Consider the following 19,337-nt stretch of genomic DNA (forward strand, 5'->3'; position numbering starts at 1 on the left):
CACCTCTTATACAAACTTAATTATAGCTCTTTTTCTATAGCATTTTGAATAGAATATGCGCGATCATCTACTTGATTGGCCGCATTCAAAATTGGAGAGTGGTTTAATGTCAGTACACCTTTATTATAAGTAGCAAAGTTGTTTGCGTTATGTACATCACCGTAATTTTGTATAATTATTTTTTTCAAATCTTCTTGAATAGCTTCTTGAGACAAGTCATCCGAGCATAACTCTTTGAAAGCTTTGATAGTTGGCTCAAAGTATACCAAAGGCCAAGTTTGATCAAATAAATGAGCGTAATCATCTATAGCAATCGTATCCCAGTTAACATCGATTTCGAATTCAAATTTAGCTGCTTTAAAAATTTGTTTTTTCAAAGAATCTAGACGATTTTCTTGAAATTCTCTTGCAGCTCTTTTCTCTTTAAGTCCCATTGTCATTCCTTTATATTTGACAGGTTAAAATATATAATTGGTTACAATACTTTATTGAAACCTTTCTCTATTAAGTTATTAATGTTTTTCGGTAGTTGTTGATTAAAATCCATAGTAATGTAAATTTCTGCTCCAGAAAGTCTCATAGAAAATTTAACATCTTTTTTATCATGAAAATGAAACTCTTTTACTTTTTTTAGTGAAGACATAAAAAAATCATCACTAGCTAAATCTTTTATATTTTCAGTTAAAAAATCTAACAAAGTTGAAATGTTTTCTGTTTCAGTTTTATTTATCTTATCGAATCCATCATATTTAAATTCAAATTCTAAAGAGTAGTTTTTGTTTAACATTTCTTTTATTAAATCTGTTTTCTCATCTATGTTAATTAGCTCTTTATTATTTTTATTTTTTTGAGGTAAGTTTCCTGCAATGAAATTAGAGTGGGTACTAGAATCGTGCAGAATTAAATGAGTGATGTATTTCATGTTGAAAAAAGTAATATCATCTGAGCTATCAATCAAGGTTAGGAGGCTTGAATTAGAATCTAATGAATCAAAAATACCAGAGTATTTATTACCAAATTGGTCGAATACTGAGACTTTAAAATCAATATTAAAGTCATTTTTACTATTTTGCATACGCTCAAGTAATTTTAATGGGGTATTAGTATTTGTAGAAGTATTAAACATGACAGTCCTTATCATTTATGGTGCATCCTATGAAACAAATATAACATTTTTTTTCAGGGACAAACAATACCTTTAAAATAAAAATTTAATTTTTTAAAACACCTTACTAAAGGGCGACGTTGGTGATAGCTCAAATTGATGAGTTAGCTTTTGCGTTTTATTAGTCGCTGTAATTTGATAGTGCTGCTTGTGCTCATTGTTACTAAATAGCTTAACGTTAAAGTTAACTTTGGTTAGTTTACTAGGCAAAGAGTAGCGCCCAGTAATGGTTACTTGGTCTATATTGTCGCTTTTATGTTTATGAGACGCTTCTGGGTTTAGCAAAAGTCCGTCAATAGTAAATTTATATTGATGATCCGCTAAATAAACGTTCTTTTTAATTCGCTTAGTTATTAGCTTTTTATGAGCGTTAAACTCAATTATTGACACTTTGCCATCCTTGTTTTCATCAACCCCTTTAAAAGCTGACATAGGGATTGAAAGTACAATAAACACGTTATTATCAACAAAATTCAGCGTACCGTGCTCTGCAACCATTAAATGCGCGTTTGCTAATGTTGATGTGCTCAATAAGCCCAATGTGGTCACACTTAACAGATAATTTTTCATATAAAGCATAACTTACTCCTAATTAAACTTCGCCTTTAACGCAGCGTTGAAAAAACGGATAAGTGTCTGTTGCGTAGTAGTGGTATATCCCATCAGGAAACTCAGGTGTTACGCCAACGCGGCCATTACATTCATCTAAATCACCAGAGCCTGCTACGTATTCCCAATCTTGTGCAAATGTACCTAATGGGTTTATATCGGTAGAAGGGCGGTTTGCGCTTACAGATGTTATGTGTTGGTAGCTACCGGTCATTACGGTTAGCGCTGAAGTTGCATCATTTGAGTCTGCATAGCCGTAACGTGCATATATAGGAAAGCCATCTGCTGCCCAGCCTATTAGAGTCATAGTGGAGCTATTGCCACCTCGCAGTGTTACAAAGCCTTCAGGCATACCGTGATAATGATATGTGCCATCGGGTTGTACGTGTGCATTGTTGTCGTCTGTTCCAAAACTAAACGTGTCTTGGCTTAAAGCTTCTATATTCCAATTACCGCTGTTGTCGCCTAAATCACAATAGGTGCCTGAATCATCGCAACTTCCGCCTGTGCCGGCGTCTATTTTAATGCCGTTAAGTACAACACCTATCATTCCACGAGGGCCACCAAGCATGGTTGCTTGTGTTTTTTCTACAGGCTCAAGTGTGTAGCTTTCATTTACTGATTGTTCAGAAATAGTATTTGGGTTATCGGCATTAGGGAATGTACCTACTTCGTGATCAGGTATACCATTAGCGACTAAGTCGCGTGTAGTTCCTGTGCATGACCAATCTGCGGCGCTGGTGGCTCGTACTGATACTGACTCGTTATATTCACTGTAGCTATATTCACAAAACACGCCTTGGGTTGAGCTACTCGTACCTGTACCGTTATCTGAGGTGGTTGATGATGAATCTGTAGTTGTTGAGGTATCAACTATGCCTTCTACACCTCCGCAAGCAACTAACGATAAAACAACTAGAGCCAAGGTGCTTAGCTTTATAGCATTTACCCTATTTGAGTTTTTAATATTAAGTGCGTGTAGTTTCATTGCTGCCTACCTTATCAATTAAGTTACTTAAACAATAATCAGCAATTGTGCAAATAGTGTGTAAACAATGATGACAAATTAGCAATGATGTAAATAGACAAAGTATTAAAGCTAAGTTGAGATTTAACTTTATTGGATTGTGTTTTATTTTAAAATTTCAAAAGTTAAACTAATGCAAAAATAGCTAATATAAAAGGTTACCTTAATGGCTAAAACAAAACCTGTAGTGACGTTACAAAGTCACGGTATTTACTCTAAGTGGGACAGCGAAAGTAAAGCATTGCCACAAATAGAGCAATTTACAACAAATGTAATAGCTGAGGTAGATGTTGAGTTTGGCTTAATCGTAAATATTAAAAAGGGTAAAGGCGAAAAGCTTCACTATTGTATATACCATCCAGATATTCCAGACAGTGACGGTGATGTAATGGACCCCTTTGAAGGCGACGTATACGTTAAAAACAGTGATTGGAACTTTTATTTAGGCGACACGCTTTGGTTACCAATAGAGAATAAGTTGGGTGATTGGCGTATGACGATTGAGCTAAATGGAAAAATTATTGCTGATAAAACTTTTAAGGTGGCATTAGAGCTAGAGCGTACTGAAACAGATTTTTGGAAAAACCGAGGCTATTGATTTCTATTTTTAGCTATATGGTGTGGATGTAATAAAAATTAATAAAAGAGAGTTGTAGAGCCATTTAAAATAGCTCTACAAAATTAAATTAGCGTGTTTAGTTACCCCAAGGGTTACTAGAATTAGAGCGTTGTTTGCGATCACGAGCACGTTGCTTTGATGCTTTTTTTTCCATAATACGTTTTGCATCACTAAAACTTAACTCACATGGCTCACCAGGTTTATGATCAGCTGGGATCACGCGATCACGTGGCGGTAATTCGTATTGCACATCATCAGGTCTAGGTAAGTTTTTTAGGCGATAAAGGTAAAAGTTATCTACTTTTTCTTGTGCCCATTGTGTTTTACGTAAAAATTTAACCGCTGACTTTATATCAGGATTGTTTTTAAAGCAGTTAAGTTGTAAATAAGCGTGTAGGAGCTCCCACCCGTATTGTTCAACCAGCTCTTCAACCACTTGTTCTAATTTAACGCCTTGCAGTGGATTATTACTGAAAAGTTCTTGGTTGCTCATAGGTGTTGCCTCGTTATTAAAATACAAATTGCATTATAAATTTAATAACGAGGCTTTAACAGAGTAAATAGCTTAACTTTGACAATTAACTACAACACGACCGCGAATTTTGCCTTGCATAAGTAGCTCTGCGTTATCAATTACGTGTTCTAGTGATATTTCTGTCGAAATTTTATCTAAATAATCAGCGTTTACTAATTTAGCTAAACGATCCCACGCTTCAATTCTGTCGGCTTTAGGGCGCATTACGCTATCAATGCCTATTAGTGACACACCACGTAATATAAATGGGGCAACTGAGGCAGGTAAATCCATGCCTTGGGCAAGTCCGCAGGCGGTTACTACACCCCCATACTTTAATGATGCACAAATATTAGCAAGTGTATGGCTACCTACTGAATCTATTGCCGCTGCAAAGCGCTCTTTTTGCAAAGGCTTACCAGGATTTGAAAGCTCGTTTCTGTCAATTACCTGTTTAGCACCTAACTCTTTTAAATATTCACTTTGATCTAATCGACCCGTAGCTGCTGTTACGTTGTAGCCAAGCTGGTTTAATAAATAAATAGCAAAGCTGCCTACGCCACCATTGGCACCTGTTACAAGTATTTCGCCAGATTCAGGGTTTATTCCTTGTTTTTCAAGAGCTATAACACTTAGCATAGCGGTATAACCGGCTGTACCTATTTGCATCGCTTGTTTTGGAGAAATACCTGCAGGCAAGGGGATTAGCCAATCGCTATTAAGTGCCGCTTTTTGAGCAAGCCCGCCCCAATGTTTTTCGCCTACACCAAAGCCATTTAATATTACGTTATCGCCGTTTTTAAATTCATCGCTGGTGGAATTTGTAACCGTACCCACTAAATCGATACCTGGCACCATAGGAAAACTGCGTACAACGGGGCCTTTACCAGTAATTGCTAAACCATCTTTATAGTTAAGTGTGCTGTATAGCACGTCGATAAAGACGTTTTCGTTTGGTAAATCACTGCTTTCGATAGTCGATAATGAGGCGCTGTAGTTATTATCTTCTTTATTAATAACAATGGCTTTAATTGGGTTATTCATAGGATATCCTTTTAGACCGATCGTCTTTTAATTGGTAAATAAAAACGCATTAGGTTAGTAATGCGCGTAAAAACATTTCTGTATATAAAGTAAGTGGGGTATTTGATTTTGTGAGCTTGGCGCGCATAACCGCACCTTCCCAGCCAATCCAAAAGTACTCACTCATCAATTTTGTATTTACATGGCTTGCAATAGTGCCTTGTTGCTTAGCTTGGTTTAAGCAAACCTCTACATGGTTTTGCCAAGCGGTGTAGCTTTGCATTAATCTGGTTTTAAACTCATCACTTAAATGATTAAGCTCTTGATTTAAGTTACCTACTAAACAGCCACGTTTGTAATCGTATTTTTTCATTCCTTTAATTGCGCTTTGGGTAAAATTAACGATTCGCTCAAGTGGGGGAACATCTTCTTGCTGTAGGTAATGGGTAAGCTTTGCAATAAAGTAACTGTCGTATGCATCAACTAGGGCAATGCCGTAGGCCTCTTTACTTTTAAAGTAATGATAAAAGGAGCCTTTAGGTACAGCCGCTTTTTTTAAAATAGTATCGAGCCCCGTGGCGCTAAAGCCAAATTCAGTTAAGGTTTCTAGGCCCGTGCGAATAAGTAACGCTTTGGTATCGGCGTTCTCTCTGGCTATTTTAGGTGGGCGACCACGGCGTATTGGTGTTGATGTATTTTTGTTCATGTACATATATTAGACCGATCGACTTTAAATAATCAAGCATAAATTTAAATTGTTTAAAAATACTTCAAGTTAGGGGCGGGCTACTAATTTAAGATTAATGAAATAAAAGTGTCACGATTACATTTTTGTTTGGAACTTAGTCAATATTAGTCGGTCACAAATAAAGCACATAAGTGCTTTTTAGCGATTATTGAGTCGCATTTTATTTAGCATAAAACCGGTCAAATTAAATGTTGTATGACCACTTACTTTTTTAAATGTTAATTCATTTTTGCATCAGCAGCTTAGTTAAAGTCAAACAATTTAATTGCTTTTACGATTTGAATTTTACATTTTTATTAACTATTCATTAAATGTAGATTTCACTAATGCTACACAATATACAAATAAAAAGGTGAGGATATTACCGATGAAGAGACAGAAAAGAGATCGTTTAGAAAGAGCTCATTCTCAAGGTTTTAAAGCAGGTTTAGCAGGTCGCTCAAAAGAGCTATGCCCTTATCAACAAGTAGATCCCAAATCAGAGTGGTTAGGAGGTTGGCGTGAAGCGATTGAAAACCGCAACATGTACAAAACCTAAAATCAATAATCGAATTTAAGCAAAAAGGCCTCCACGTTGGAGGCCTTTTTGTACGCATTTAAAAATTAAAACGCGCTAGTGTCTTGGAACAAGCCCACTTTTAAATCTTTTGCTTCGTAAATTACTCGGCCATCTACTTCTACAGTGCCATCTGCAACGCCCATGAACAATTTACGTTTAATTACGCGTTTCATTACAAGGCGGTAAGTTACTTTTTTATTAGTTGGTAAAATTTGGCCAGTAAATTTAACTTCACCCACACCTAGCGCACGGCCAAGACCAGGGCCACCAGACCAACCTAAGTAAAAACCAACTAGTTGCCACATAGCATCTAAGCCTAAACAACCTGGCATTACTGGGTCGCCTTTAAAATGACAATCGAAAAACCAAAGGCTAGGGTCAATATCAAGCTCAGCAACAATTTCGCCTTTCCCATGAATACCGCCATCAGCAGTAATTGAGGTAATGCGATCCATCATTAACATGTTGTCACTTGGTAAACGGCAGTTACCTTCACCAAACATTTCACCTTGACCACACAGGATCAACTCTTCTTTTGTATAGCTATTTTTAGGTTCCATAACACTTATCTTCGCTTAGAAATTGCCAAGTACTTTAGCGTACACTTGTACGCTAAACAACTCGGAGCAGTTAAAAAATCAAAATATTGCATATTAAATCATCAATCAATCAACGCGATTGGTTTTTGCACTATAAAACCGCGCAATTACAATCAGAAATCATTATAATTAACGCTGTCTTATAACCAGTCTAAAGGAAGTTTATGATCCTTTTTGTTAACTCACTAACTGTGATTGATTTTTCTTACTTATGTAACAAACGCGGCGCCGTTGGCGAGAGCTGGATTGTTGATTTAACTTTGCACGGTAAACTTAACGAAGAGTCTATGGTTTTAGACTTTGGTTTAGTTAAAAAGCAAATTAAAGGCATTATAGATGAGTGTATTGATCACCGTTTAGCAATTCCTACAGGGCTTAATGGTACTGTATCTGAATTTGACGAGCATAAAACACTCGACTGTACATTTGGTGAAAATAATCACTTAGCTATGAGCGCTCCTCATCAAGCTTATTGCATGATTAACGCAGATGAAGTAACTGTTGAATCGGTTACCAAATTTTTAATTGCGACTATTTTACCGAAGCTACCAGATAACATCGAAAAAATTGAGCTGTCTCTTAAGCCTGAACACAGCCAAAGTTTTTACTATCATTACAGCCATGGCCTTAAAAAGCATGACGGTAATTGCCAGCGTATTATTCATGGGCATCGTTCTCAAATTGGTATTAGCCTAGATGGTATTTCTATGCCGCGCTTGCAAAAAGAATGGTCTCAAAAGTGGGAAGATATTTACTTAGCCACCAGTGAAGATCAAATTAACGCTGCTGATTTAAAACACATAACAGCCAAAGCGGGTGATGTATGTTTTGCTTATATATCGGCACAAGGCTATTTTGAAATGGCTATAAGCGAGTCTCGTTGCGACATTTTGCCAGTAGATACCACTGTAGAATGTATTGCTGAACATGTAGCTGGCCAAATTAAAGCCCAATACCCAGAAAAAGCAGTGAAAGTAACGGCTTATGAAGGTGTTGGAAAAGGATCGATTAGTTATGTTTAAAACACTTTTAGCAACAGCGCTTGTTGCCTCTGCTAGCTTTAGTGCTATGGCGCTTGAGTTAAAAGGACATTTAACACAAGGCGGTTTAGTTACTGGAAAGCTAGAAAACGCTAAATCAGTAAGCTTAGATGGCAAAAGCTTAAAACTTTCACCAAAGGGTGACTTTGTATTTGGTTTTGGTCGTGACGCTGAAACTACTCATACTTTAAAATGGGTAGATAACAATGGTAAATCGCATTCACAGCCAATAGCTATCACAAAGCGCGAATATAAAATTGATAAAATTACCGGCGTAGCTAAAAAATATGTATCTCCACCAAAAGAAGTTAGTGCGCGTATAAGCCGCGAAGCAGTTGCTGTGCGAAAAGCCAGAGAAGTAGACTCTGATTTATTGTACTTTTTAGACCCGGTTTTAAAGCCTGCAGAAGGGCGCATATCGGGTGTTTATGGTAGTCAGCGCTATTTTAATGGCGAGCCTCGTCGTCCGCACTTTGGCTTAGATATCGCGAATAAAACGGGCTCTCCTGTTTACGCGCCTATTAGTGGTACCGTGGTATTTGCTGAACCTGATTTATACTACTCTGGCGGAACATTAATTATTGATCATGGCCATGGTATTACCTCAACTTACATTCACTTAAGTAAGCTTGATGTTAAAGTGGGTGATAAAATTGAGCAAGGTAACAAAGTGGCTGAAATTGGTGCAACTGGACGTGTAACGGGTCCTCACCTAGATTGGCGTTTTAACTGGAAAGGCGAACGCCTTGATCCTGCATTACTAATGCAAGATACATTAGCAAACAAAAAGTAGAGATTATGACTGACGTAAATCGCGATGCAATAATTGCTCAGCGTATTGAAGACTCAACCACATCGGTAACTAAAACCGTGTTTCCAGGGCGTACTAATCATCACAATACTTTATTTGGTGGTGATGCACTGGCGTGGATGGATGAAGTGGCATTTATAGCCGCGACTCGTTTTTGCCGTAAGCCTTTGGTAACTATATCTTCTGATAGAGTCGACTTTAAAGAAGCCATACCTGCAGGTACTTTTGCAGAGTTAATAGCTAAAGTAGTGCATGTAGGTAACACCAGCTTAAAAGTTGACGTAGATATATTATTAGAAACTATGCACAAAGACGATAAGCATTCAGCCATTAGTGGCAGCTTTACCTTTGTTGCAGTTGATGATAACCACAGACCGACTCCGGTAGTATGCGATAAAATGATTTATGGTTTTGATTAACTTAAAGCTTTGAATATGCGCTAAAGTAAATTTATATAAGCACCTTAATTGGTGCTTATATAACCCCATTAAAAGAACACATCATACTAAATATTCATAAAGTATAACCTCAACAACAGAGTGAGTATTAACTAAAAAAGTAATCAAACTGAAGGGAATTGATAGGGGTGAGAGTTGTTGGATTTGGATACTAAAAAGGTATGCTTTTAACATACCTTTTTGGTTATATTTAGCTTTTAATTACATTTATTAATACTTACATAAATACTTTTTAAAGTACCATTGCTGCAATCCAGCCAAATATCAGCAGCGGTATGTTAAAGTGAATAAACGTTGGAATAACAGAGTCTCTAATGTGGTCGTGCTGGCCATCGGCATTTAAACCCGATGTTGGGCCAAGCGTTGAGTCTGAAGCAGGAGAGCCTGCATCACCTAAAGCGCCCGCAGTACCAACAAGCGCAGCGGTAGCCATAACAGAAAAGCCAAGGTCTAAACATAAAGGAACAAACAAAGTTGCAATAATAGGCACTGTTGAAAACGAACTGCCAATTCCCATTGTAATTAATAACCCGACTAACAAAATAACACCGGCGGCCAAAGGTTTATTACCATCAAAAAGGGCGGCTGCGCTGTGTACTAAGCTTGCTACATCGCCAGTGGCTTGCATAACCGATGCAAAACCTTGTGCCGATATCATAATAAAGCCAATCATGGCCATCATCGCAACGCCTTTACTAAATACGTCGCCGTTTTCTTCCCACTTAACTACACCAAAAACACTAAATATCATTACACCTACTAAGCCACCTAAAATCATTGAGCCACTTAGGTTTTGTGCAACAAGTGAGGCAAGTACTGCAAAAAGCCCCACAATCATTACTTTTTTAGGGTTTTCTACCTCAGCAGATTTACTCACAGTTGTTAATGGGAGCTCGGTGTATTCGCGGCGTTTTTTGTAAGTAATAAATACCGCAATAAGCAATCCAATAAACATACCTAATGCAGGAATTATCATCGCCATAGGGACTTGGGTATTTACAATGTCTAGGCCGTTATCAACTAGGTTTTTGTGCAAAATCGAATATAAGTAAATACCCCCAAAACCATAAGGAAGCACCATGTAAGACGTTGCTAATCCAAATGTTAAAATACACGCTATAGCACGCCTGTCTAATCTTAACTGATTAAAAACAACAAGTAACGGCGGGATCAAAATAGGAATAAACGCTATGTGTACAGGGACTAAGTTTTGCGAAGAAATTGCACAACCTAAAATAATTAATAAAATGAAGTAACTTAAAAATGTTTCATTACCGCTGCCTTTTGCATTTACTTTAGCAAGTAGCTTATCAGCGAGAATGCGTGTTAAACCCGACTTAGAAATAGCAACGGCAAACGCGCCGAGCATAGCATAGCTTAGTGCAATTTCAGCCCCAGCTGAAAGGCCAGAATTAAACGCATCTACACTTTCTTTTATACCCAAGCCTGCAGTAAGACCTGCAACTAACGCGCTTATGATCATGGCAACAATGACGTTAACGCGAGCCAGAGATAGCCCGAGCATTAAAATAACGCCTATAACAACAGCATTCATAGTATTCTCTATTTGGAAATTTTAATTAATTTTATCAGATCTTTAGCCTGAGTTTTACGCTCTTTCGTAAAAGGTTTTTTACCATAGCGTACTTGGTTAAATAACTGCCTAAAAGTGTTTATAGATTGTGCAGAACGAGGAAGTTGATCAGCAAAAAAGTCTAACTGCTGACTCGGTGTTAAATTATCGGGTGTATTTATTTTTTGTTTTTTAGCCCATGCTTTTACTTCATAAAACTCTTTAACCATAGGCGCTAATTTAGACGGGCGTTTTGGCAAGTTTAAATAAATAAAATAACCTATAAAACAAAAACCAGCTGTTAGTAAAACCATTAATGGTACAAGCCAAATATTTTTACTACCAAAAATTGATTTTAAAAAATCATTTTGTTTTTCTTCGTCAAAACCAAGTACCCAGCTAGACCATTGATAATCGAGGTTTTCAAGTTCCAACCTTAACCAATTAATAGCGGGGAAATTACTTAAACTCACTAAACCAAAATCAAGATTACTTTTAAATTCGTCATTCAGCTCTTCGTTTTGCGAAAGCGAGCCATTTAAACGCTCTGGTGCAACAACGGCGGTTGCATCAAAAATAACCCAACCTTCGTTTTGTAAAAATACTTCTACCCATGCATGTGCGTCGTATTGGCGAACAGTGAGCGTATTATTATCTTGATTTAATTCACCACCTAAATAGCCACTTACTAGTCGAGCGGGTATACCTGCGGTTCTAAAAATGTACGCGGCGGCACTGGCATAGTGGCCACAAAAGCCACGTTGGTTTTCAAATAAAAATTGGTCAATTGTATTATCACCGCTCATAGGCGTGGGTGTTAACGTGTACGTAAATCCCGTACCTGCAAAGTACTGTAATAAGCTATTGTAAAAATCGCGGTCAGAGTGTGTATTTTGCTTTAAGTTTTTAGCAAGTGATGATGTTTTTACATTCTTTTTATTGGAGAGGTATTTGTAGCGTTTTTCTTCAAATTCGCCAAGCGGTAAAGCTTTGAAGTTAAAGCTATTTACATCGTATTGTAAGTTTTTAGCTAGGCGACTTTTTTTACGCAATAAACCTAGCGAATTACCTTCAACATTTGGTGAGTTACTACTGGAATACGCTAAACCATAGAGCCATTTTTGTGTAGCAGGCTCTGTAATAACTGAGTAGCTTGCGATAAGTTGCTCATCATTTTCGCTCTGCGTATTTGTTTTTACATTATTATATTTTAAAAAGTCAGACGTAAGCCACGCATTGCCATTAAACTCATCATGGACTATTGCTCGCCAATAATAAGGCGCTACAGGTTTTTCTTCGTTAAATTTAGCTCTAAATACAAGCTCGTCAGAATTTGAAAGCTTAGCAATATCGAATGGATCGACTTGTTCAGAAAGCCCTGTTTTAGCAAGCTTAGGTCCAGGAAGCTGCCAAAAGGCGGGCATTTTTGGCAAAAAAAGCAGTAAAAATATAGCTAAAGGAAGCGCTAAAAGTAGCAGTTTACCGCTTTGTTTAGAGGCTATTTTTAAATTATGTTTGGACTCGAGTAGGCCAAGTACTGCAAAGTTTAATATGTATAAACCACTTACAGTTAAAGTCGTTAAAATGCTTTGGTTAAATAAATACACAGATGAGAGTGAAAAAAACGTAAGCGTTGTAATTACATGATAGTGTTTTTTGGTTTTAGCCTGTAACAGCTTAAATAAACTAGCAAGTAGCAGCATGGCCACAAATAAAATAACCGTATCCGACATGCCTACTGTGTAGAGCATTAAACCGAGTGACACACTTGCGAGTATGTTTGCCAGCCAAGCATTTGGCTTTGGTTTATTACTCAGCGTTATGTAAAAGTTCCATGCACAAATAAGTGAAAGTACACCTACGAAAACAAGCGGTAAATTTGATACAAAAAATACAATCAAACATGCATATATAAAAGACAGTGAATAATTTATTACTTTTTCGTTTTTAAGTATGTCCATTACACATCACCATTAAATGAGCATAATAATCCTAAGCATTGCTGCTTATGTTGCTGTCCGGTATTTGTATTTATTGTTTTATTCGGTAGCTTTAACATAAAAGGGGTGTTTTTCTCGGTTGCTTCACACACTAAAAAGCATAACTGACTTAACCGTTGTTCTGTATCTCCATTCATTAACGTAAAATCGAAGAGTGCATTTGCTGTTTTAAAGTCTACAAACTCTTTAACTAACAACTGCTGTGTTTTTGCGTAATGCTTCCACGACACTCTTTGCAAGCCCATCTCAGGTAAGTGTGGGATAAGAGACTCAAACTCTTCGCTACCAGATTGTGTAGAAATACCTTTATCGGCTTGCTCATCAAGCATAGAAACATGCGCGTCACAGTGAACCTGTTCAAGCGACGGGTATACAAATACATCTTGTTGTAATTGAATGTAGCTCCAAACAGTTATCAAACCAAAGGGATAGTTACTCGCTATTTTAATACGTTGCACTGAGTACTTACCGCGTGAGCTGTAGGGTAAGTTGAGTGTAAGTAACTGAGGTTTACTATCAACTTGGCCGGTATGTTTGTGAGTTTGCTCACTACCTTGATATGTTAAATTAATAGATTGGGTAACAGAAGGGCTTTGTAATTCAAATATAATACTCGGTTTTTGAGGAGCGTAGCTGTTAAATGCATCTTTAAATTTAACTGTTAAGCCTTTAGCGTTACTGTAGCCCATTAATACAGCAATAATCATTACCACAAACATAAGATAAGACATTATTAAAATTAAATTATTTTGATAATTAATGCCCATCACAAAGTTTAAAATAGCTACAACTATAAAATACCAACCAAGGGATGATGGCAATACATAAATTGTTCTGTGTTCAAGTGTAATTGAGTTTTTTAAATGTTTATTTTTTAATAACTTATTAAATACACTTTGCTTAAATGACTTAAATAAAGAAGGGCGCTTAGCTGTTTTTTTTGGCATAAAAGTTTATACCGGAACTAATACGTTTTTTAAAATATCGTTTACTTGTGCTTCACCTGACTCATTATGCAAACCTAATCGATGCTGACACACACTTACAAATACGGCTTGAACATCTTCTGGCATTACAAAATCACGACCATCAATAAAGGCCCACGACCTAGCTGCTTTAGCCAAAGCCATACTAGCACGAGGTGATAACGATGATGCAAAAGTGTTGCTTGTGCGTGTGTAATTAACAAGCTCTATAATGTAGTCAATAACCGGGCTACTTAAAGAAATTTGGCTTATCTGAGTTTGAATTGCCGCTAACTCTTGTTGGTTAATACGCTTAGGTAATTGGCTGTAATCTCGTTTTTGCATATTCAAAATTAAGCGTTTTTCGGCTTCTTTAGGTGGAAAACCTAAGCTAATGCGCATTAAAAATCGGTCTAATTGCGACTCAGGTAACGGGTAGGTACCTGATTGGTAAAGCGGGTTTTGTGTTGCAATCACAAAAAATGGATTTGGCAACGTATATTTTTTTCCATCAACTGTCACTTGTTGCTCTTCCATTGCTTCAAGCAACGCACTTTGTGTTTTGGGCCCTGCGCGGTTTATTTCATCAGCTAAAACAACTTGGCTAAAAATAGGGCCTTTATGAAATGTAAAACTGTGCTCAGTAGAATTAAACACGTTAGTACCCAAAATATCAGCAGGGAGAAGATCACTGGTAAATTGTATACGCTGATATGATAAGCCTAACACAGCTGACAATGCATGAGAAAGAGTGGTTTTTCCCATGCCAGGCAAATCTTCAATGAGTAAATGCCCTTCGCTAAATAAGCATGTAAGTGCCAGTTTTATTTGTTGTTGTTTACCAAATATAACACTCGAAAGATCGTCTATAATCGCAGTAACAGTACTATGCATGCTAACCTTATTATTATTCTATTATTTCAAGACGCTTCATTACAGTGTCTACTTTTTTTGTATTAAAAGGTTTTGCAATAAAACCTTTAGCGCCCATTTCCCACGTGTTTTGTACGTTTTCGAGACTATTGTGGCCCGAACACATAACAACATGAGTGTGCGGGTAAGCACTATTAATGTATTCCAATATCTCTGCACCGTTAGAGTCTGGTAAATCTACATCTACAAATATGACGCCTGGCGGTTTATTGTCCATAATAGGTTTGGCAGAGCTAAAATCAGCACTTTCTAATATATCTTCAAACCCTAAGTCAGTTAAAATTTGGTTTAGATAATCACGAATTTCCTTAACGTCATCAATAATGAGGATGGGCTCTAGCGGGCGAACAAATTCCATATGTAGGTTACTTCTATTTTGAATACATCTAAGTGCTTTAATACTAAGCTAACCCCATCATAAGCTCAAGAACGTTACTTAAAAAACACCAATAAATAAACTGTTTATAGGTTTGCCCAACAACGTATTTTTAAAGGATTATCTGCTCTCATATCTTCTACTAACTTATATTTTCATTAATTGTAATGAACAATAATGACGTATTCATAAGAAATTCCTTAATCCAATACAACATTCCATCAAAACTTGATGTAACAAATTTGCTACTTAACTTATTGATTCAAAAATATTTACATATGAATTCGATTTTTTGTAAACGTTTTGTAATAAAAAATCGTTGACCTTCTAAATTCATTCTGTGATTATGCTCAGCAGATGGGCTTATGCTCACAAGTGCAGTTTCATTAACCACTTAATGTTTTGCTCAGTCAGCCTCATCTATACACACTGAATTAATACCAATTTCATTAAATGAAAATGCAATTTAATAAAGTTGGCATCACACACCACACTAAATAAAGAGCTTATTATGTTGAATAATAAAAAGACTAAATTTGCAATTTCTCTCATAGCGGCAGCTATGGCTACATCGGCTCCAGCACAGGCTGATATTTCTGAATATTTAGATCGCGTTGACGTAGACTTTTTACTAATGCAAAACTTTCAGTCAATTCAGGCTAAAGATGGTGCATTTCGTCCAGAAGATGAAGAACAAGAATCAGGATTTGGCCGTATTAGAGCTAATCTAATGCTTAAATTTCATATTAACGAGTTCATCACTGCCGATATAGATATTGCAGAAGAGCCTAATGACTTTGGTGGCGAAGATCGTGACTTTTCATTTCACAACGATTTTGCAGGTGTTGAATTTGACTTACTAGGTCTATATGGCACACCAAAAGAAAACGCAAATTTAACACTGCGTTTGGGTAATATTGGTGGCTCACCATTTCAATTTAAAGGCTTTCAAGACGGCGCAGATAACCAAAGTAATGCACTTATTGGTAATAGTATTACCGATTACGCAACCGCAGAAAACGGCGCACAGCTAAGTTACAGCGAAACTTTCGATAGTGGTGTAGTACGTGCTTATAATGTTACAGGTCACATTACGACTTCAAGTTTCGGTGAAGCATTTCAAGAAGACAGAGGTTATAACTACCGACTTCAAGGTACTCTAGAATTTGAAGGTGGCTTTAAAGCAGGCTTAAACTTATTAAAAGCGAATCAAGGCGACCAGTTACGTTTTGAAAATGGCGTAGCAAGTCTTGATGGTGTAACCACAACAAACTATCGCTTTGGCGATGGTGAAAACTATAATTTCTCAGCGTCACCTTCGAATGAGCGTGACACTCACGTTGGCGCAATGCCAGGGCTTGAGCAATCAATCATCCAGCTTAACTTAGCTTATCAACCATCTGACGAAACTAGCTTAATTTTTATGGTTGGTAAATCGTCTGATGATTACACATTTGCAGATGCCGCTGGTAATGCAGTTGCCGGTATTACCTACTTTGGTACAAACGGCATAGCTGATGAAAATGGCACTACTTTTGATTCAAACAGTGTAATAGAAGGCGACTCATCGGTTGAGTACTTCGTGTTTGAAGCACAACAATATCTAATCCCTAAAAAGCTATATGTAGCGGCTCGTTATGCAGAAGCCGATAACACTTCCGACTTAATTGAACAAACAGACAACACAGTAGAGCGTATTCAAGTAGCCGCAGGTTACTGGTTTAACGATAAAACGCTTTTAAAAGTTGAGTATGTTAACCAAGAAGAAGGTGTTAATTCGGGCGGCCAAATCGGTAAAGGATTTGACGGCTTCACTTCTGAAATATCTGTTAAATTTTAAATCATTATCCAACTAGTCTATCTATTTAAACAAAGGACCTAAAAAGGCACTTTGCGGGCAGTTTTATGCGTTAAAACTGCCATAAATAGAATTGGTAATAGATTGAAATTTAATAGCACTTGTTAAAACATAACGTGTATGGGGAATACCCGATGAAAAATAAATTAATTATGCTCGCGTGTGGCTTTATAAGCATGGGCGCTGCGGCAAAAGAAACAATCACAATAGCGACTGTTAACAATGGTGACATGATCACCATGAAAGAATTAAGCAGTGACTTTACCAGCCAAAACCCTGATATAGATCTAAAATGGGTTACTCTAGAGGAAAACATTCTTCGCCAACGTGTCACAACCGATGTTGCAACAAAGGGCGGCCAATACGATGTTATGACCATAGGTACTTATGAAGTACCAATTTGGGGCAAGCAAAATTGGCTAAAAGAGCTGGATAATTTAGGTGAAAACTACGATTTAGACGATTTAATTCCGGCAATTCGAAGCGGTTTAACGATTAACGACAAGCTTTATGCTGCGCCATTTTATGGCGAAAGCTCAATGGTTATGTACCGCACTGACTTAATGGAAAAAGCAGGGCTGACAATGCCTAAAGCCCCAACATGGGACTTTATACGCAAAGCTGCTAAAGCCATGACAGATAAAAAACAAGGTGTTTATGGCCTTTGTCTACGTGGTAAAGCAGGTTGGGGCGAAAACGTTGCGCTTATTACATCCATGGCAAATTCGTTTGGTGCGCGTTGGTTTGATGAAAATTGGAAACCTCAGTTTAATACCCCAGAGTGGGAAAATACCCTTCAGTATTATGTCGATGTAATGAAAGAGTCAGGACCTGCGGGTTCATCTGCAAACGGTTTTAATGAAAATCTTGCACTATTTCAAACCGGAAAATGTGGTATTTGGATTGATGCAACCGTTGCAGGCGCATTTGTTACTAACAAAAAAGACTCAGAAGTTGCCGATAAAGTAGGGTTTGCACTTGCGCCAGATAACGGTCTAGGTAAACGCGGTAACTGGTTATGGTCTTGGACTTTAGCCGTACCAGCAAGCAGTAAAAAACCAGATGCCGCAATGAAATTTATTAGTTGGGCAACATCTAAAGAGTACACTCAACTTGTAGCCGACAAAAAAGGTTGGGCAAAAGTACCGCCAGGTACACGTAAATCACTTTACAGTAATCAAAAGTACATGGATGCAGCACCGTTTGCGCAAATTACCTTAGATTCTATTCAATCTGCAGATCCTAAAAATCCAACCGTTAAACCGGTGCCTTATGTAGGTATTCAGTTTGTTGCTATTCCTGAGTTTCAAGGAATTGGTACAGCTGTTGGGCAACAATTTTCAGCAGCATTAACTGGCCAAATGACCGTTAAGCAAGCGCTTAGTACGTCTCAGCACCTCGTTGAGCGAACAATGCGTAAAGCTCGCTATCCTAAATAGCATGTAATGGGCGGGTAAGTACTCAAACTTACCCAATATTTTATGTCAATTCTATTTACTTGTTAGTTATAAACACTATCAAGGGTTTCTGATTTTCACTTGATAGTTAACAAGTAAATAGAATTGGCTTTTTTAAGGTCACCTTTATGGCAACAACTAACTCGCGCACGCTTGCTCGGTTTATGCTTCTTCCTAGTGTAATTTTATTACTTGCTTGGATGATAGTTCCGCTGTGTATGACACTGTATTTCTCATTTATTGATTACAACTTACTCGTTCCAGGGGATAAAGAGTTTGTAGGCTTTTTAAACTATGAATTTTTCCTAACTGATCCGGCTTTTTTTGAATCATTTTTTAACACGCTTTACCTAGTAACTGGGGTTTTACTTATCACTATTTGTGGTGGTATTGGCTTAGCTATTTTACTAGACCAAGCAATATGGGGACGAAATTACGTTCGCATTATGGTACTAGCCCCATTTTTTGTAATGCCAACTGTGTCGGCATTAGTATGGAAAAACATGCTAATGAACCCAGTTAATGGCTTATTTGCACATTTCGCGATTTGGCTTGGCTTTGAACCTATCGACTTTTTTGCTCAAATGCCGCTATTTTCAATCATCATAATTGTGTCTTGGCAGTGGTTACCATTTGCAGCATTAATACTGCTAACAGCAATACAATCATTAGACCGTGAACAATTAGAAGCGGCTGATTTAGACGGAGCTGGGCCATTTAGTAAGTTTTTTTACATCGTTTTGCCGCACTTATCGCGCGCTGTAACCGCTGTTATTTTAATCGAAACTATATTTTTACTGTCAATTTTTGCCGAAATATTAGTTACAACAAGTGGTGGTCCTGGTTATTCGTCTACCAATATAACGTACTTAATTTACACGCAATCACTACTTCAATTTGATGTAGGTGGCGGTTCGGCAGGGGGCATAGTTGCAGTAATAATTGCAAATATTGTCGCTATATTTTTAATGCGCTTAATTGGCAAAAACTTGGAGGGTTAATT

Annotated in this window: 21 protein-coding genes; 8 read left to right on the forward strand and 13 right to left on the reverse strand. The window is 37.3% G+C overall.

Going from position 1 to position 19,337, the window contains the following annotated elements; genetic code table 11:
• Positions 1–20: 20 nt before the first annotated feature.
• The 4 genes from H5118_RS15775 to H5118_RS15790 form a co-directional block, all read right to left on the reverse strand.
• Positions 21–434: a hypothetical protein gene (locus H5118_RS15775; protein ID WP_182693027.1), complete on the reverse strand. Its 414-nt coding sequence runs from the start codon at positions 432–434 to the stop codon at positions 21–23.
• A gap of 41 nt (positions 435–475) precedes the next feature.
• On the reverse strand, positions 476–1,126 hold the full coding sequence (locus tag H5118_RS15780; protein ID WP_182693026.1) for a hypothetical protein: 651 nt from the start codon (positions 1,124–1,126) through the stop codon (positions 476–478).
• Between the two features lie 93 nt (positions 1,127–1,219).
• On the reverse strand, positions 1,220–1,744 hold the full coding sequence (locus H5118_RS15785) for a hypothetical protein (RefSeq protein WP_182749430.1): 525 nt from the start codon (positions 1,742–1,744) through the stop codon (positions 1,220–1,222).
• A gap of 13 nt (positions 1,745–1,757) precedes the next feature.
• Positions 1,758–2,762, reverse strand: a complete 1,005-nt coding sequence (locus tag H5118_RS15790) for a YHYH protein (protein WP_182749432.1) — start codon at positions 2,760–2,762, stop codon at positions 1,758–1,760.
• A 205-nt stretch (positions 2,763–2,967) separates the two neighbouring features.
• On the opposite strand from H5118_RS15790, the gene H5118_RS15795 reads away from it, so the two are divergent.
• A complete protein-coding gene (locus H5118_RS15795) occupies positions 2,968–3,399 on the forward strand; it encodes a DUF3859 domain-containing protein (protein ID WP_182749433.1) in 432 nt (143 codons plus the stop codon).
• A 97-nt stretch (positions 3,400–3,496) separates the two neighbouring features.
• Here H5118_RS15795 and H5118_RS15800 read toward each other — a convergent pair whose 3' ends face one another.
• The 3 genes from H5118_RS15800 to H5118_RS15810 form a co-directional block, all read right to left on the reverse strand.
• Entirely contained in the window at positions 3,497–3,913 is a 417-nt protein-coding gene (locus H5118_RS15800; RefSeq protein ID WP_002960902.1) for a VF530 family DNA-binding protein, read from the reverse strand.
• 72 nt (positions 3,914–3,985) lie between these two features.
• Entirely contained in the window at positions 3,986–4,978 is a 993-nt protein-coding gene (locus H5118_RS15805; RefSeq protein ID WP_182749435.1) for an MDR family oxidoreductase, read from the reverse strand.
• 49 nt (positions 4,979–5,027) lie between these two features.
• On the reverse strand, positions 5,028–5,663 hold the full coding sequence (locus H5118_RS15810) for a TetR/AcrR family transcriptional regulator (RefSeq protein WP_007582758.1): 636 nt from the start codon (positions 5,661–5,663) through the stop codon (positions 5,028–5,030).
• A gap of 409 nt (positions 5,664–6,072) precedes the next feature.
• Between H5118_RS15810 and rmf the strand changes: the two genes are divergently transcribed.
• Positions 6,073–6,243: a ribosome modulation factor gene (rmf, locus tag H5118_RS15815; protein ID WP_002960897.1), complete on the forward strand. Its 171-nt coding sequence runs from the start codon at positions 6,073–6,075 to the stop codon at positions 6,241–6,243.
• 65 nt (positions 6,244–6,308) lie between these two features.
• On the opposite strand, the gene fabA is transcribed toward rmf, so the two are convergent.
• Positions 6,309–6,824 carry a bifunctional 3-hydroxydecanoyl-ACP dehydratase/trans-2-decenoyl-ACP isomerase gene (fabA, locus tag H5118_RS15820; RefSeq protein WP_002960896.1) on the reverse strand — a complete coding sequence of 172 codons (516 nt, stop codon included), beginning with the start codon at positions 6,822–6,824 and terminating at the stop codon, positions 6,309–6,311.
• Between the two features lie 203 nt (positions 6,825–7,027).
• Between fabA and H5118_RS15825 the strand changes: the two genes are divergently transcribed.
• From H5118_RS15825 to H5118_RS15835, 3 genes are read left to right on the forward strand one after another with little or no spacing between them, the layout of a single operon-like run.
• Positions 7,028–7,885, forward strand: a complete 858-nt coding sequence (locus tag H5118_RS15825; protein WP_182695963.1) for a 6-carboxytetrahydropterin synthase — start codon at positions 7,028–7,030, stop codon at positions 7,883–7,885.
• Positions 7,878–8,696, forward strand: coding sequence for a M23 family metallopeptidase (locus tag H5118_RS15830; protein WP_182693902.1), 819 nt, complete (start codon positions 7,878–7,880; stop codon positions 8,694–8,696). Before H5118_RS15825 ends, H5118_RS15830 begins: the two co-directional genes overlap by 8 nt.
• Positions 8,697–8,701: 5 nt before the next feature.
• On the forward strand, positions 8,702–9,133 hold the full coding sequence (locus tag H5118_RS15835; protein ID WP_002960891.1) for an acyl-CoA thioesterase: 432 nt from the start codon (positions 8,702–8,704) through the stop codon (positions 9,131–9,133).
• A 271-nt stretch (positions 9,134–9,404) separates the two neighbouring features.
• On the opposite strand, the gene H5118_RS15840 is transcribed toward H5118_RS15835, so the two are convergent.
• From H5118_RS15840 to H5118_RS15860, 5 genes are read right to left on the reverse strand one after another with little or no spacing between them, the layout of a single operon-like run.
• Entirely contained in the window at positions 9,405–10,727 is a 1,323-nt protein-coding gene (locus H5118_RS15840; protein ID WP_039487838.1) for a Na+/H+ antiporter family protein, read from the reverse strand.
• 8 nt (positions 10,728–10,735) lie between these two features.
• Complete coding sequence (locus tag H5118_RS15845) at positions 10,736–12,706, reverse strand: DUF3488 and transglutaminase-like domain-containing protein (RefSeq protein WP_182749437.1); 1,971 nt, start codon at positions 12,704–12,706, stop codon at positions 10,736–10,738.
• Positions 12,706–13,692, reverse strand: coding sequence for a DUF58 domain-containing protein (locus tag H5118_RS15850; protein ID WP_182749439.1), 987 nt, complete (start codon positions 13,690–13,692; stop codon positions 12,706–12,708). Before H5118_RS15850 ends, H5118_RS15845 begins: the two co-directional genes overlap by 1 nt.
• Before the next feature lie 6 nt (positions 13,693–13,698).
• Positions 13,699–14,604, reverse strand: a complete 906-nt coding sequence (locus tag H5118_RS15855) for a MoxR family ATPase (RefSeq protein ID WP_182749441.1) — start codon at positions 14,602–14,604, stop codon at positions 13,699–13,701.
• Between the two features lie 13 nt (positions 14,605–14,617).
• Positions 14,618–15,001 carry a response regulator gene (locus H5118_RS15860; protein WP_002960883.1) on the reverse strand — a complete coding sequence of 128 codons (384 nt, stop codon included), beginning with the start codon at positions 14,999–15,001 and terminating at the stop codon, positions 14,618–14,620.
• Positions 15,002–15,530: 529 nt separating this feature from the next.
• Here H5118_RS15860 and H5118_RS15865 point away from each other — a divergent pair.
• From H5118_RS15865 to H5118_RS15875, 3 genes are all read left to right on the forward strand, one after another.
• The gene (locus H5118_RS15865) at positions 15,531–16,859 is read left to right on the forward strand and encodes a hypothetical protein (protein WP_182749442.1); all 1,329 of its coding nucleotides are present in this window, start codon (positions 15,531–15,533) and stop codon (positions 16,857–16,859) included.
• 152 nt (positions 16,860–17,011) lie between these two features.
• Positions 17,012–18,316: a sugar ABC transporter substrate-binding protein gene (locus H5118_RS15870; protein WP_182749443.1), complete on the forward strand. Its 1,305-nt coding sequence runs from the start codon at positions 17,012–17,014 to the stop codon at positions 18,314–18,316.
• A 146-nt stretch (positions 18,317–18,462) separates the two neighbouring features.
• Positions 18,463–19,335 (forward strand): carbohydrate ABC transporter permease, encoded by an 873-nt coding sequence (locus H5118_RS15875; protein WP_002960879.1) that lies wholly within the window; start codon positions 18,463–18,465, stop codon positions 19,333–19,335.
• Positions 19,336–19,337 lie beyond the last annotated feature (2 nt).

It is taken from the genome of Pseudoalteromonas sp. SR41-1 (assembly GCF_014164015.1).
Lineage (GTDB): Bacteria > Pseudomonadota > Gammaproteobacteria > Enterobacterales > Alteromonadaceae > Pseudoalteromonas > Pseudoalteromonas distincta.